At 66.2% G+C, this 15,090-nt stretch carries 11 protein-coding genes and 3 pseudogenes; 11 read left to right on the forward strand and 3 right to left on the reverse strand.

Going from position 1 to position 15,090, the window contains the following annotated elements; translation table 11 throughout:
- Nucleotides 1-17 precede the first annotated feature (17 nt).
- Both ACQVLG_RS25525 and ACQVLG_RS25530 read right to left on the reverse strand, forming a co-directional pair.
- Nucleotides 18-464, reverse strand: a complete 447-nt coding sequence (locus ACQVLG_RS25525; RefSeq protein ID WP_010398828.1) for a CBS domain-containing protein — start codon at nucleotides 462-464, stop codon at nucleotides 18-20.
- A gap of 128 nt (nucleotides 465-592) precedes the next feature.
- On the reverse strand, nucleotides 593-1,216 hold the full coding sequence (locus tag ACQVLG_RS25530) for a 2OG-Fe(II) oxygenase (RefSeq protein WP_474291636.1): 624 nt from the start codon (nucleotides 1,214-1,216) through the stop codon (nucleotides 593-595).
- A 299-nt stretch (nucleotides 1,217-1,515) separates the two neighbouring features.
- Between ACQVLG_RS25530 and ACQVLG_RS25535 the strand changes: the two are divergent.
- The 5 genes and pseudogenes from ACQVLG_RS25535 to ACQVLG_RS25555 form a co-directional block, all read left to right on the forward strand.
- Nucleotides 1,516-2,817, forward strand: a pseudogene (locus ACQVLG_RS25535) (O-acetylhomoserine aminocarboxypropyltransferase); the annotation flags it as partial.
- A gap of 9 nt (nucleotides 2,818-2,826) precedes the next feature.
- Complete coding sequence (locus ACQVLG_RS25540; protein WP_474295789.1) at nucleotides 2,827-3,639, forward strand: alpha/beta fold hydrolase; 813 nt, start codon at nucleotides 2,827-2,829, stop codon at nucleotides 3,637-3,639.
- Nucleotides 3,640-3,662: 23 nt separating this feature from the next.
- Nucleotides 3,663-4,643 (forward strand): hypothetical protein, encoded by a 981-nt coding sequence (locus ACQVLG_RS25545; protein WP_474291637.1) that lies wholly within the window; start codon nucleotides 3,663-3,665, stop codon nucleotides 4,641-4,643.
- Nucleotides 4,535-5,068 carry a PoNe immunity protein domain-containing protein gene (locus ACQVLG_RS25550; protein WP_474291638.1) on the forward strand — a complete coding sequence of 178 codons (534 nt, stop codon included), beginning with the start codon at nucleotides 4,535-4,537 and terminating at the stop codon, nucleotides 5,066-5,068. Before ACQVLG_RS25545 ends, ACQVLG_RS25550 begins: the two co-directional genes overlap by 109 nt.
- A 28-nt stretch (nucleotides 5,069-5,096) precedes the next feature.
- Nucleotides 5,097-7,088, forward strand: a complete 1,992-nt coding sequence (locus tag ACQVLG_RS25555) for a DUF6630 family protein (RefSeq protein ID WP_474291639.1) — start codon at nucleotides 5,097-5,099, stop codon at nucleotides 7,086-7,088.
- Nucleotides 7,089-7,108: 20 nt separating this feature from the next.
- Here the strand turns inward: ACQVLG_RS25555 and ACQVLG_RS25560 are convergent.
- Nucleotides 7,109-8,430 (reverse strand): annotated as a pseudogene (locus tag ACQVLG_RS25560) (YihY family inner membrane protein).
- 121 nt (nucleotides 8,431-8,551) lie between these two features.
- Here ACQVLG_RS25560 and wrbA point away from each other — a divergent pair.
- The 6 genes and pseudogenes from wrbA to ACQVLG_RS25590 all read left to right on the forward strand — a co-directional run bounded on the left by wrbA (nucleotide 8,552) and on the right by ACQVLG_RS25590 (nucleotide 15,070).
- Entirely contained in the window at nucleotides 8,552-9,160 is a 609-nt protein-coding gene (gene wrbA, locus ACQVLG_RS25565; protein ID WP_474291640.1) for an NAD(P)H:quinone oxidoreductase, read from the forward strand.
- Nucleotides 9,160-9,570 carry a DUF2069 domain-containing protein gene (locus tag ACQVLG_RS25570; RefSeq protein ID WP_474295791.1) on the forward strand — a complete coding sequence of 137 codons (411 nt, stop codon included), beginning with the start codon at nucleotides 9,160-9,162 and terminating at the stop codon, nucleotides 9,568-9,570. The genes wrbA and ACQVLG_RS25570 overlap by 1 nt, the downstream gene beginning before the upstream one ends.
- Nucleotides 9,567-10,994 carry an FAD-binding oxidoreductase gene (locus ACQVLG_RS25575; protein ID WP_474291641.1) on the forward strand — a complete coding sequence of 476 codons (1,428 nt, stop codon included), beginning with the start codon at nucleotides 9,567-9,569 and terminating at the stop codon, nucleotides 10,992-10,994. Before ACQVLG_RS25570 ends, ACQVLG_RS25575 begins: the two co-directional genes overlap by 4 nt.
- Nucleotides 10,991-11,413, forward strand: coding sequence for a DUF4124 domain-containing protein (locus tag ACQVLG_RS25580; protein WP_474291642.1), 423 nt, complete (start codon nucleotides 10,991-10,993; stop codon nucleotides 11,411-11,413). The genes ACQVLG_RS25575 and ACQVLG_RS25580 overlap by 4 nt, the downstream gene beginning before the upstream one ends.
- Nucleotides 11,401-13,994, forward strand: a pseudogene (locus ACQVLG_RS25585) (FtsX-like permease family protein). The gene ACQVLG_RS25580 and the pseudogene ACQVLG_RS25585 overlap by 13 nt, the downstream one beginning before the upstream one ends.
- Nucleotides 13,994-15,070, forward strand: coding sequence for a lipocalin-like domain-containing protein (locus ACQVLG_RS25590; protein WP_474291644.1), 1,077 nt, complete (start codon nucleotides 13,994-13,996; stop codon nucleotides 15,068-15,070). Before ACQVLG_RS25585 ends, ACQVLG_RS25590 begins: the two are co-directional and overlap by 1 nt.
- The last annotated feature ends 20 nt before the right edge of the window (nucleotides 15,071-15,090 follow it).

A 15,090-nucleotide genomic window follows, 5' to 3' on the forward strand; every position in this document is an offset into this window, starting at 1 on the left:
TACTGCATGGGTGAGGCTCAGTCGGTTGTTTCGGCCGGCCAGTCGCGGATGTACGCCTTGAGCATCTGGTTTTCAAAGCTTTGCGCTTCGAGCACGGCGCGCGCCACGTCGTAGAAGGAAATCACGCCCAGCAGGGTCTTGGCGTTCATGACGGGCAGGTAGCGCGCATGCTTTTCCAGCATGATGCGGCGCACTTCATTGACTTCCGTATCCGGGGTGACGGTGATCGGATGGTCATCCATGTGCTTGCGCACGGTGCCGCCGCCGATCTGGCCCGCGTTTTCATGCAAGGCGTTAAGCACCTCGCGGAAAGTCAGCATGCCGACCAGGTCGCCAAATTCCATGACCACCAGCGAACCGATGTCTTTTTCAGCCATGGTATTGGCCGCGTCAAGCAGGGGCTGGTCAGGCGTGACCGTGTAGAGGATATTGCCCTTGACTTGGAGAATTTCAGATACTTTCATATTGGCCGTCCTGTCCGCGTGATTGGTATTTTAGTTATTCTAGCCCTTACTGCGACTGTAGCCTATGCCTGCGGAAAAATCCAGCCTTGCGCGCAATCAAATCAAGCAGGATTGCGCGCCACTTCTCATCACGCTCTACGACGGAACCATCCTGCGATCGAGAGGCGCTCGCGCGCCGTCGGCAGCACCTCGTGCAGCATCTCGCCCGACAGGAACATGGCCATGCGGCCTGCCTGCGGCAAGATGTCCACCGGATCGCCGTCCTGCGGGTGCAAACGCAGCGCGCCGCCGTGCCCGGGCAGCCAGTCGTCGTTCAGGTACAGCACGACGGACACGGTGCGCTTGTCGTCGTCGCGGAAACGGTCCAGATGGGCCCGGTAAAAGGCGCCCGGCGCGTACAGGGCGAAATGGCTTTCGTACTCTTCCAGTCCCAGGAACAGCTCACGGTTGAGCACGAGGCGCAGCGCTTCCATGTGTGCCAGGTAGCGGTCGCACGCGCTTGACCTGCCCGTTTCCAGCCATTCGATATGGTCGCCGCGGATGTCGGGCTGCAGCAGCGGCGCATGGCCGCTGCCCACGCCGGCGCCCTTCATCTTGCCGCTGAGCATGGATTGTACGCATTCGGCGGCCAGCTGGCGGCTCAGTTCGGGGGAGATAAAATGCTCCTGCATGAGCCAGCCTGCGTGGCACAGGCCGTCGACGATGGAAGGTCCGGGTACGGCAAGGGCGCCGTCGAACGATATTGCGGGCATAAAATCTTTCCTGGTGGACATGCGATGAGAGTTCGCCTGAAGCCCAGGATTTCGCTGGCACGTAGCAGCCTTCCCTGCGGCGCGGCGCACGCGCACAAGTAGTAAAACAGCCCGAATATCGCTGATACGATATCGTACCACCGCCGCACCGCGCCGGTCACTTTTTTTACACTTCAGGTTACACGCCAGCTGAGCCTGACCGTCCGCCAGCACGGCGCCATGCGCCCTGCACAGCAGCCCTTTTGCTCAGATGCAAATCAGGTTACGATCTTGCCACTATAAAACTTGGCGGAGACACCATGAGCGGCCCGAAATACCCCGGTTTCGACACTTTATCCCTGCATGCGGGCGCCGCGCCCGACCCGGCCACGGGCGCGCGCGCCACGCCCATCCATTTCACGTCCTCGTTTGCCTTCAAGAGCTCGGAGCATGCAGCTTCGCTGTTCAACATGGAGCGGGCCGGCCACGTCTACTCGCGCATCTCGAACCCCACCAACGCCGTGCTGGAAGAGCGCATCGCCGCCCTCGAAGGGGGCGTGGCCGGCATCGCCACGGCCAGCGGCCAGGCCGCCATGCACCTGGGCCTGTCGACCATCGCCGGCGCCGGCTCGCACATCGTCGCTTCGCGCGCCCTGTACGGCGGCTCGCACAACCTGCTGGCCTACACATTAAAACGCTTCGGCATCGAGACGACCTTCGTCGACCCGCGCGACGTGGATGCGTGGCGCGCCGCCATCGGCCCGAATACGAAAGTGCTGTTCGCCGAAACCCTGGGCAATCCCGGCCTCGACGTGCTCGATATCCCGACGATTGCCGCGCTGGCGCACGAGCACCACTTGCCGCTGATGCTCGATTCGACGTTTACCACGCCGTATCTGCTGCGCCCGTTCGAGCACGGCGCCGGCCTGGTGTTCCACTCGGCCACCAAGTTTTTGTGCGGGCACGGCACGGCCATCGGCGGCTTGCTCGTCGATGGCGGCACTTTTGATTGGCAGGCGGCGTACGACAAGACGGGGCGCTTCGCCGAACTGTGCGAACCGTACGACGGTTTCCACGGCATGGTCTTCGCCGAGGAATCGACGGTGGCGCCCTTCGCACTGCGCGCGCGGCGCGAAGGCTTGCGCGATTTCGGCGCCGTCATGAGCCCGCACAACGCCTTCGCCATCCTGCAAGGCATCGAAACCCTGGGCTTGCGCATGGAGCGCCACGTGGCCAACACGCGCAAAATCATCGACTTTTTGCTGGCCAATCCGGCCGTGGAATCCGTGTCCTACCCCGAACTGCCGTCGCACCCCGACTATGAACTGGCGAAAACCCTGCTGCCGAAGGGCGCGGGCGGCGTGTTCACCTTCCGCCTGCGCGGCGACCGCGCGGCGGGCCAGCGATTCGTCGACAGCCTGAAGATCTTTTCGCACCTGGCCAATGTGGGCGACGCCAAGTCGCTCGTCATCCACCCCGCCTCCACCACGCATTTCCGCGTGCCCGACGACCAACTGGCGCAGGCGGGCATCACGCAAGGCACCATGCGTTTATCGGTGGGCCTGGAAGACGCCGACGATTTGATCGAAGACCTGGCCCGTGGCCTGAAACTGTCGCAGAAGGCGCCTGACATGCTGCTCACCATCGACAACACCACGGCCTATTGCTACACGGGCGGCAAGCCATTCAATCCGAACCAGCCCACGGCCGTCTTCATCCACGGCGCGCAGAACGACCATAGCGTGTGGGCCCTGCAGACGCGCTATTTCGCCCACCACGGCTGGAACGTGCTGGCCGTCGACTTGCCGGGCCATGGCCGCAGCGGCGGCGCGGCAAAGGATAATGTGGCGGAACTGGCGCGCTGGATACTGGCCGTGCTGGACGCTGCCGGCGCGCCCAGGGCCATGCTCGTCGGCCACAGCATGGGTTCATTGATCGCGCTGGAAGCGGCATTCCTGGCGCCGGAGCGCGTCAGCCGCCTGGCCATGCTCGGTTCCACCTACCCGATGAAAGTCTCGCCCGCGCTGCTGGAAACGGCGCTGCAGGACGAACAGGCAGCCATCGACATGGTCAATATCTGGTCGCACTCGTCGATCGCGCAAAAGCCGTCGTTTCCCGCCCCCGGCTTCTACGCCATGGGCGGCGCGCGGCGCCTGAAACAGCGCATCGCCGCCCTCAACCCCGATCACGTGTTTCATACGGATTTTTTTGCCTGCAATGCCTACGCGAACGGCGAAATCGCCGCCGCTTCGGTACACTGCCCCACTTTGTTCATTTTCGGCGCGCGCGACATGATGACGCCGCCCAAATCGACCCGCTTGCTGACGGCGGCCATCGCGCATGGCACGGTGGTGCAGGTCGACAGCGGGCACGAATTGATGGCCGAACAACCGGACGCCGTGCTCGACGCGCTGTTTGCGTTTGCGCAAACAGCGGCGGCATGAACGCTTTTTTAGGATAGATGCACATGTTGTTGAATACCCTGTTCGATGAATTGACCGGCCGCGGCAGCGGCACGGAGGCGGCGCGGCACGAACGCTACAACTGGCTGGAACAGCTGCGCTGCGCCAATCCCCAGGCGGACGAAAACGGCCCCATGGCCGGCATCCCCGGCCACCACTGGTACCGGCTGCCGCAGGCGCTGCAGGTGGCGGGCCAGGAGTCCGACCTGCTGGCCGGCACCATGAACGCCCAGTACCTGGTCTTCGAGGGCCGCCACGCGGCCGCGTTTGCGGCCGAACTGGGGCTGCAGTACGACGCCAACAACCGCATCGACCGCCCCGGCGGCATCGACGAGCTGCTCGACGCCTATGAAGAACAGGACGACGGCAGCTGGAGCACCCTGCCGAACGAAGCGCCGGCGCCGCCGCTGGCGGGCTGGGACGACGTGTATTTCCGCGTGCGCGACCTCAGCGACGGCAAGGCCATCCAGAGCGTCACCACCATCGCCTACGAAAGCAGCCGCTTCCCCGGCTACACCCTGCTGGGCACGACCCTGGTGGGCGCGGGCGCCATCGCCCACGACGACGAGACGGCGGCATATTTGCAGCAGATCTTCGCCGACTGGGCCATCCAGCGCGATTGCGCGGCCGCGTGCCCGCCTTCGTCCACGCCCTGGCCCCCCACGCGCCGCGCCAGGCGCCGCCCCTGCCTTCCGGCACCCCATTTGATTTTGCGCGCAACCTGGCCTATCTCGACGCCCTGCTGGCTGCCTATGTCCGCGCGCAGGCGCAGGCGGAAAACGACGGTGGCGACGCGGCCTACTGGGCCTGCGCGGCCGCCAGCACGGCTTATCAGGCATTCTCGCTGCGCTACACGGCCGGGCTGCCGCTGCCTGACGTGGAAACGGCGCTGGCAGCGGCCGTCGCCGCCTGCGAAGCGGCGCGCGCAGCCCTGGCCGAGGCCTACGATGACGACGCCTTGCCCGCCTTTGATTTCGAACAATTGACCGATTACGCGCGCACCCTGCAGCTGCTGGGCGCCGCCCTGCTGTTCGGCCGCCACGACCTGGCCGCCCGCCTGGCTGCCCTGCAAACGGCTTTCGATGGCGAAGATGGCGTGTATGAGGCGCTGCTGTCGGCGATCGACCCGCAGCGTCCCGCCGTCGACGAATGGTATTTCGCCGAGCCCTATTCCGCCCTGTTCGAGTGCCTGGACGCCGACGACCCGGCGCAGCAGCTCGGGCACCTGCAACAGTACCTGGCCAGCTGGCATGGCGCGCTGGTGCGCGAAGACTGGTTCAACGGCCATGTGCGCGCGCACGGCCTGGGCGGCTACTACGGCCTGTGGGCCTTCGAGGCGGCCGCCGTGGCCAAACACCTGGGCCTGGAGCGCGGCGCGCTGGCGCATTGGCTCATGCCGCCAGCGCCCTGAATCCCCCGTTCACTTTAGATAAATATCAATGATCAATACCGCAGCCCTGTTCAGCACCGCCTTTTTACCCGGCCAGGCCGGCTTCGACACCGAGACGATCACCGGCCTGGCCGAATGGCGGCTGGAGGTACCTGCGCTGTTCAAGCTGCTCATCGGCGCCGGCACGCAAGCCGTCGCCTGGCCCATCTACGGCGATGGCGAGGACTGCCCCTGCGTGCTGGCCGCGCCGATGGCGCAGGCGCAAGCGAGCTGGCAAGCCTTGTCCACCCTGATGGACAGGCCGCGCGACGCGGCCGCCATCGTCGCGCGCGCCGGCATCAGCGCCCTGCTGGCAGGGGGCCAGGCGTGGCTGATCCTCGATTGCGTGCAACTGATCGCGCACGATATCGACACGCCGGACTACGCGGCCAGGCTCGAAGCCCTGCGCGCCGAGGCGAACGCCCTGCACTCTGCCCTGCAGCGCGGCGACCGGGACGCCCTGGCGCCCCTGCTGGCCGCCAGCGCCGCATCGCCCGCCACCGGCTACTGGTCGGCCACGGCCGATGCGCAACTGGCCGATGTCGAGGAACTCGATACGCAAGATGTGCCGTTCCTGCAGGGCCTGGAAATCGTGGGGTGGGAGGAGGATGTGCTGTGCTTTGAAGTGAGCGCCGCCGGCGAACCGGACGTCACCGGCCTGGTCACGCCCTATGGCCGCTGGATCGTGCCGCTGTCGCAGCGCTATGTCGACCTGGGCGTCTACTACGCGGACGATGGCTGGATCACCTTTGCCACGGCGGACGCCCCCGATGCGCACGGCGTGCTGGACCTGAACGGCACGGTGGTGCTGCCGCCCGCTCCCGGCGACCTGTACGTGATCAGCCCCCACCTGCTCCACCAGGTTGCGCCGGACGGCGCCACCTGCCTCCGGCGCTTGCCGGACGGCGCACGGCTCATCGAAGGCGTGGACAACCTGTGCCAGCGCGACGATGGGTATATCGACTTCATGCGCCTGACGGGCGAACAGGACGAGCGCAATGTCCACGGTGTGCTGGACGCCGCGGGCGCGATGGTGGTGCCGCCCGCCTACAGCTCCGTGCAGGACTTCGGCACGAAAAAGAAGATCGCCATCGTCAGCCAGCGCATCGATGGCCGCTTCCTGTTTGGCCTGGTCGATAGCCAGGGCGAGCTGCTGGCGCCCTGCCAGTACGAAGCCATCGATAGCGCCACGACGTCATCGCCGCCCAGGCTGCGCAAGAACCTGATCTTTCGCCATCGATGCGCAAGGCCTCGCCTGCATGCTGACCCTGGACGGAAAACAATCGTTTGTGCCTTTATATCCGCCCGCCCACCATCTGCGCGGCGTGGCCGTGCAAAGCGACTTTTTATATGTCGTCAAGGATGGCATGGCCTGGAGCATGGATTTCACGGGCCAGTTGCTGGAACAGTTCGACACCGTGGAAAACTTCAAGGCGGCCATCACGGCCCAGTTGAGCGAAGCCATGGGCCTGAGCAAGAAAAAACCCGTCAGGCGCCGCAGCTTTACGCCGGCGCAAATCCTGGCAAAGGCCGACCGCGCGCAGTTGCGCACCATGGCCGCCCTGTTCTTGCAGGGCGACGCGGACCTGGCCGCGCGCTGCGTGGACATCACGCTCGACGAGCTGGCGGAGGACGACCCGGAAGAAGAATACGAAGGAGACACGCCCGCAGCGGCCTGTTTCTTCCTGCTCTGGTCCACGGCCGCCCACACGCTGGGCCACGGCACCACCTGGACTGGAAAGCCGTCGATGAAGTGCCGCGCATAGTCCAGCATATCGGCTTGCCCGCGCTGCGCGATTTTTCGTGGTCGGAGCGCGAAGACGGCGACGCGATGGCCGATGGCCTGGCCGCCATCGCCGCCCACCTGGCGCCGCATCAGCTGCGCCTTGTCAACATGCACGGCGGCGAAGACACGTATTATCTGGGCGTGGTGCGGACGCAGGATGCGGCCGCGTTCAAGGCAGCGGCGCTGCTGGCGGCCTTGCGGCCCGTGGTGTACTAAGACCGCTCAGTTCAAACCGCTCAGTTGCATTTGACGGCCCCGAAATGCTGGGCCAGGGTCAGGCCCAGTCCCTGCTCCACGGCGTTTTCCACCTGCGCCGCCAGCGCCGCAGCCTCTTCGGCCGCCTTGATGTCGCGCTCGTTGGTGGAACCGGCCGGATAGCCGGAGTTCACGCGCATGCCGCCGAAGACGAACAAGCGGTAGATGTCGGCCAGGCTGATGCGGTTGACGTTGCCCAGCAAGACCCAGTGGTCGGAACTGTCGGCCACGCGCTTGCCCCACTGGACGCGCACGGCGCCATCCACGTTCACGCGTCCCACCCAGCCTTGCTGCACCATCTTGTCGAGCAGGGTTTCCATTTCTTCGAAGCCCAGGCGCGTGCTGCGGCGGATCTCGGCCGCGCCCACCAGGGCCGAATCGGCGCAGTGGCAAGCGCGGTACAGCACTTTCAGGATGGCGACGGCGTCGACGAATTCGCTGCCCGGCGCCGCCTCGTACCACCAGCGCTCGTATTTCACGACGGGCAAGGCAGCCACCAGCAAGGCGCCCACCAGGGTGATCATCCAGCTCAGGTAGATCCACACGAGGAACAGCGGCAAGGCGGCCAGTGCGCCGTAGATGCGCGAATACGTGGGAAATTCCTGGATGAATTCGCCGAAGCCGCGCTTCGCCACCTCGAACGCCAGCGCCGCCAGCAAGCCGCCCCAGGCCGCGTCGCGCCAATCACGTCTCGGTTCGGCACGGCGATGTACAGCAAGGTGAACGCCAGCATGGTCAGGCCGATCGACACCAAGGTATAAAACACGGCGCCGAGGAAGGGCACGGCGCCCACCACGCCGCTGGTGGCCATGAAGAGGCGCGACGTCACCGTCAGCGACACGCCCACCAGCAGCGGGCCCAGGGTGACGATGGCCCAGTACACGAGCAGGCGCTTGGTCCAGCGGCGCTCCTGGCGCACGCGCCAGATGCGGTTGAAGACGCGCTCGATCAAACCCATCATGCCCACCGAGGTAACGATCAGGGCGCCCGCGCCGATGGCCGACAAACGCGTGGCCTTCGAGGCGAACGTGGTCAGGTAGCCGAGAATGGTGTTCGAAATGCCCTTGGGCATCACGCTTTGCACGAAATAGTCTTCCAGCGCATGGCGGAAGGTATTGAATAGCGGGAAAGTGGTGAAGATGGCCAGGGCCAGCGTCAGCAGCGGCACCAGCGCGAACACGGTGGCGAAGGTCAGGCTGCCGGCCACCTGCGGCAGGCTTTCCTCGCGCACGCGGCGGCGCGCGAACTGCAGCAGGTCGCGCGTTTCGGACCACGTCAGGCCGCGCACGACGGCCAGTCCCATGCTCAGGGCGCGCCACAGGTATTGAAAGATGGGGAATATATATTTTGAAAACATGTGCAAAATCAGAACGGCGCCATGACAGCAGTCGTATCAGGCTGTAAAGCGCCCTATAATACCAATGATGAAGCCAACCAATCTGATTATTCTCGTATTGTTTTATTCACGCCATGGCGCCACGCGCCAGTTGGCCGAGCTGATAGCCCAGGGAGTGGAAAGCGTGCCCGGTTGCGATGCCCGCCTGCGCACCGTGCCCGCCGTCTCCACCGTGGCCGAGGCGACGGCGCCCGAGGTGCCGCCCGCTGGCGCTCCCTATGTGGAACTGGAAGACCTGCAGGAATGCGCGGGCCTGGCCCTGGGTTCGCCCACGCGCTTCGGCAACATGGCCGCCGCCATGAAGTACTTCTGGGACGGCACGGCCAGCGACTGGCTGGCCGGCAGCCTGTCCGGCAAGCCCGCCTGCGTGTTCACGTCCACGGGCAGCCTGCACGGCGGCCAGGAATCGACCCTGCTGTCGATGATGATCCCCCTCTTCCACCACGGCATGCTGGTCATGGGCCTGCCCTACACGCACCCGGAACTGATGACGACGTCCACCGGCGGCTCGCCGTACGGCGCCACGCACTGGTCGGGCATAGCCGGCGACAAGGCCCTGAGCGACGATGAAAAACGCCTGGCCATGGCCCTGGGCCGGCGCCTGGCGGAAAACGCCGCCAAACTGGCAGGCGCATGATGCACGGCACACTGCACAAGTATTTTCACTGGGGCGCCATCGCCAGCCTCGTCACCCTGATCGTCTGGTGTCTGCTGTGGGAAACCGTCGTCGCGCCGCTGCAGCCGGGCGGCTCCTGGGTCGTGCTGAAGGCGGCGCCCCTGCTCATACCCCTGTACGGCGTGATCAAGCGCGACGTCTACACCCTGCAATGGTCGTCGATGGTGATCCTGCTGTACTTCACGGAAGGCGTGGTGCGCGGCTACAGCGACACGAACCCCACCTCGGCCCTGATGGCCTGGGGAGAAGCGGCCATCGTCTGCATCTATTTTGCCTGCGCCGTGCTGTATCTGCGCCCGTATAAAAAGGCCGCCAGGCGCATGGCCAAAGAGCTACTGGAAAAAGTGAATAAAGTGAGCATCAAGAAATGACTGAAAAAGCCGATTTCCTCGCCGCCTGCCGCGCCCTGCTGGGCGACAGCTACGTCCTCACCCAGGATGCCGACACGGCGCCCTTCCTCACCGACTGGCGCGACAGGTTCACCGGCAAGGCCCTGGCCGTGCTGCGCCCCGCCACGGTGGAGCAAGTGGCCGCAATCCTGCGCGCCTGCGCGCAATGGCAAGTTCCCGTGGTGCCGCAAGGCGGCAACACGGGCCTGGTGCTGGGCAGCATCCCCGATGCGGCCGGCACGGCCGTCGTGCTGTCGCTGGCGCGCCTGAACGCCATTCGCGCGCTCGATCCCGTCAACCGCACCATCACCGTCGATGCGGGCTGCATCCTGCAAACCATCCAGGAAGCGGCGGCCGCCGCCGGCTGCCTGTTCCCCCTGTCGCTGGCGGCCGAAGGCAGTTGCACCATCGGCGGAAATCTGGCGACGAATGCGGGCGGCACGGCCGTGCTGCGCTACGGGAACACGCGCGAGCTGTGCCTGGGGCTGGAAGTGGTCACGCCGCAGGGCGAAATCTGGAGCGGCTTGCGCGGTTTGCGCAAGGACAATACGGGCTACGATTTGCGCGACCTGTACATCGGCGCCGAGGGCACTTTGGGCGTGATCACGGGCGCGGTGATGAAACTGTATCCGCAGCCGAAGGCCTGCATCACGGCGCTGGCCGCCATGGACTCGCCCGCCCACGCCCTGCGTTTATTAAGCCTGATGCAAGACCATTGCGGCGCCAGCCTGACGGGTTTTGAATTGATGTCGCAGTACTGCCTGCAACTGGTGGCGGAGCAGTTCCCGCAGCTGCCGCGGCCTTTCGCCGACGCGCATGGGCAGTCGCATGGGCAATATGTGCTGCTGGAACTGTCCAGCAGCCAGTCCGAGGCGCATGCCGTGGAATTGCTCGAGGCGAGCATCGGCGCGGCCCTGGAAGACGAATTGATCGCCGACGCCGTCGTCGCCAGTTCCGTGGCGCAGTCGGAAGGCCTGTGGCAGCTGCGCGAGCACATTCCGCTGGCGCAGGCGCAGGCGGGCAAGAACATCAAGCACGATATCTCGCTGCCGATTTCCCGCATCGCCGATTTCATCGCCGTCACGGATGCGGCGCTGGCAAGCGCCTTCCCCGGCTGCCAGCTCGTGTGCTTCGGCCACCTGGGCGACGGCAACCTGCATTACAACGTGGCCCCGCCAGCCGGCATGACGGACCGGGATTTCCTCGCCAACCAGGACGCCATCAACCGCATCGTGCACGACCAGGTGCATGGCTTTGGCGGCTCGATTTCGGCCGAACACGGCATCGGCGCGCTGAAAAAGGCGGACCTGGCGCACTACAAGTCGCCGCTGGAACTGCAGCTGATGCGCGCCGTCAAACAGGCGCTGGACCCGCAAAACATCATGAATCCGGGGAAGATATTGTGAAGCCGCCGTATCTCCTGCTCATGGCCTTGCTGGCTGCTTCCGCCAGCGCGCAGGACGTCTATAAATGCGTGCAGGATGGCCAGACCAGCTACAGCGCCACGCCCTGCACGGGCGGGCAGCTGCAGATCCTGGAAATCCCCTCGCCGCCGCCTGCCGTCGACAAGGGCGCGGCCACGCGCCAGGAGCGGGTCGCCAGCCAGCTGGCAGCGGCGCGCAAGCAGCAGGAACAGCGGGAAGACCAGGCGCGCGAACGCGGCGCCAGACAGCGCGAAGCCCATGACAAGCACTGTGCCCAGCTGCGCCTCGATCAGAAATGGGCGGCGCAGGACGCCGTCGGCGCCGGCGATAAAACCCGCGATGCGGCGCAATTGAAAGCGCGGCGCGCCGGCGAACGCCTGGCCGTCGAATGTCTGAATTGAGTGCGCCGGCAGCCAATCCTGCGGGTACGCGCCTGTTGTCGCGCTGGCTGCTGCTGGGCGAATGGCGCGCGCATCCCGTGCGCGCCTTCGTCGCCATCCTGGCCATCGCCATCGGCGTGTCGCTGGGTTTTGCCATCCATTTGATCAACGCGGCCGCCTTCAACGAATTTTCCACGGCCGTCAAAAGCCTGTCCGGCCAGGCCGACGTGCAGGTGGCCGGGCGCGAAGCGCTGTTCGACGAAGCCATCTACCCGTGGCTGGCGCAGCGCGACGGCGTGGCCGTCGCTTCCCCCGTGCTGGAACTGCAAGCCGGCGTAGCCGGAAAGAAAGACGGCGGCCCGCTGCACATCCTGGCGCTCGACGTCTTCCGCGCCGGCTTCATCTCGCCCGACCTGATCGGCGCGCCGGCCGAAGGCCAGCCTTTCGACACCCTGGCCGACGACGCCCTCTTTTTATCGCCGGCCGCCTTGCGCTGGATCAATGTGGCGCAGGGCGACAGCATTGCCCTGCAATCGGGCACGGGTAGCGTATCGCTGCGCGTGGCCGGTTCGCTGCAGCGCGCGCGCGCCGGCCAGCGCATCGCCGTGATGGATATCGGCGCGGCGCAGTGGCGCTTCAACAAGCTGGGCAAGCTGTCGCGCATCGACCTGAAACTGCGCCAGGGCGTCAACCGCGACGCCTTTCAGGCGGATCTCGCGCGCGCACTGGAAGCGCAGTACCCGGGGCGTTTCCAGGTGGGCCAGCCGAATGACGACAACCAGAATAGCCGCAACAATAATCTGAGCCGTGCCTACCGCGTCAACCTGACGGTGCTGGCCCTCGTCGCCCTGTTTACGGGCGCCTTTCTCGTGTTTTCCACGCAGGCGCTGTCCGTCATCCGCCGCCGCGGCCAGTTCGCGCTGCTGCGCGTGCTGGGCATGGAGCGGGGCACACTGCTGCGCCAGGTGCTGTTAGAGGGCGCCAGCCTCGGTGTGGTCGGCGCTGGGCTGGGCATCGCCGGCGGCTACGCCATGGCGGCCGTCGCCCTGCGCTTCTTCGGCGGCGACCTGGGCGCCGGCTATTTCGCGCGGGCGTGCAGCCGCAGGTGCAGTTCACACCCGTCGCCGCCTTTGTCTACTTTGCCCTGGGTCTGGGCGTCGCCTTGCTGGGCTGCGCGGCCCCCGCGCTGGAAGCGGCACGTGCCGCCCCCGCCATCGCCCTGAAATCGGGCAGCGAGGAAGTCGTCACGACGCGCCTGGCCAAGACCTGGCCCGCGCTGGCTTGTTTGCTGCTGGCCGGCGCCTTGACGTTCCTGCCGCCCGTGTTCGAGCTGCCCCTGTTCGGCTACCTGTCCATCGCCCTGCTGCTGATCGGCGCCATCGCCCTGATGCCGCAGCTGGCGGCCGTCGTCTTCCGCTTGCTGCAGCGCGCCTGGCTGCGCACGGAAACGAGCCAGCATGCGCCCGTGCGCAGCCTGACCGTGGCGCGCCTGGCGAACGCCTCGGGCCAGGCCGGCATCGCGCTCGGCGGCGTGCTGTCGAGCTTTAGCCTGATGGTGGCCATGGCCATCATGGTGTCGAGTTTCCGCGTCTCCGTCGATGACTGGCTGCTGCAGATTCTGCCGGCCGACGTGTATGCGCGCCCGGCGGCCAGCGGCGGCACGGCGGGACTGAATCCACGCGAACAGGCGAGCATCGCCGCGCTGCCCGGCGTGGCCAGGGTGGATTTCCAGCGCCTGCGCTCGCTGTCGCTGGCGCCCGACCGTCCCAACGTGATGCTGCTGGCGCGTCCCATCAACCTGGCCGATCCGGGCAAGAGCATGGTGCTGGTGGGCGAAACGCTGCCTGTGCCGGCAGGCAGCCGGCCCGTGTGGCTGTCCGAAGCGGCGGCCGATCTGTACAACGTCAAACCTGGCCAGCAGATGGCCCTGCCGCTGGCGGGCGGCCTGCACCAGTTCTTTGTCGCCGGCATCTGGCGCGACTACGCGCGCTCGTCCGGCGCCATCCAGATGCCGCTGGACGACTACCGCGCCTTGACCGGCGACATGGACGTCAGCGACGCGGCCCTGTGGCTGGCCAAGGATGCCACGGGCGAGCAGTTGCAGGAAAAGCTCAAGGCCCTGCCCTTCGGCGCCAGCCTGGAAGTGTCTAATCCGTCGGCCATCCGCGCCCTGAGCCTGCAGATTTTCGACCGCAGCTTCGCCGTCACGTATCTGCTGGAAGCCATCGCCATCGTCATCGGCCTGTTCGGCGTGGCCGCCACGTTTTCCGCGCAAACCCTGGCGCGCGCGCGCGAATTCGGCATGCTGCGCCACGTGGGCGTGACGCGCGGCCAGATCTTGTCCATCCTGGCGCTGGAAGGCGGCGCGCTGACGGCGCTGGGCATCGCCACCGGTTTTGTGTTGGGCCTGCTGATCAGTTTTGTGCTGGTCTTCATCGTCAACCCGCAATCGTTCCACTGGACCATGCAGCTGCACCTGCCCTGGCCGCTGATCGCCACCGTGGCCGCCGCCCTGCTGACGGCGGCCGCCCTCACCGCCCTCATCGCGGGGCGCCAGGCGCTGTCCGCTGGCCCCATCCGCGCCGTCAGGGAGGACTGGTAATGCGCCGCTTGACTCTTTTACTCATGTTCTGCAGCGCCGCCGCCATCGCCGCTCCGCCCGCGTTCGCCCCCGTCACGCCGCTGCCGGCCGGCCAGACCCTGCGCATGCCGCACGATTTCGGCGCCCATCCCGCGTACAAGACGGAATGGTGGTACGCCACGGGCTGGGTAAAAACCGCCGGCGGCGAGCAGCTGGGTTACCAGGTGACCTTCTTTCGCAGCGCCACGGCCGCCGACGCGGACAACCCCAGCGCCTTCGCGCCGAAACAGCTGATCATCGGCCATGCGGCCCTGTCCGACCCAAAAGTGGGCAAGCTGCTGCACGACGAGAAAAGCGCGCGCGAGGGTTTCGGCCTGGCCTACGCCAAGGTGGGCGACACGGACGTCAAACTCGACGACTGGCGCATGCGGCGGCAAAAGGACGGCAACTACCAGGTCAGCCTGGCCGCGCGCGATTTTAACTTGCAGCTGACCCTTGCCCCCACGCAGCCCGTGCTGCTGCAGGGCGTTGGCGGCTACTCGCGCAAGGGCGCGCGGCCCGAGCAGTCCAGTTATTACTACAGCAAGCCGCAGTTGCGTACCACGGGCACGATCGCCCGCGCGGGCGGCAAGCCGGAAGCCGTGACGGGCGCCACCTGGCTCGATCACGAGTGGTCGAGCCAGGTGCTCGACGCGGACGCCAGCGGCTGGAACTGGATAGGCGCCAACCTCGCTGACGGCGGCGCCCTGATGGCCTTCCAGATCCGCAGCAAGACAGGTGCTAAACTATGGGCGCACGCGACATGGCGCGACGCGTCCGGTAAGATGACGCAGTACGCGCCCGGCGACGTCGATTTCACGCCCACGCAGCTGTGGCGTTCGCCCCGCACGCAGGCCGAATACCCGGTCGCCACCGAGATCCGCACTGGCGCCACACGCTGGCAGATCAAGCCATTGCAGCCAGACCAGGAACTCGATTCGCGCCGCTCGACGGGGGCCGTGTACTGGGAAGGCGCCGTGACGGTGGAGCGCGACGGCCAGCCCGTGGGCCGCGCCTACCTGGAAATGACCGGCTATGTTCAGCCGATGAAGTTGTAAGCGTTATCAGCACCATCGAA

Source organism: Janthinobacterium sp. TPC_1, from assembly GCF_056037845.1.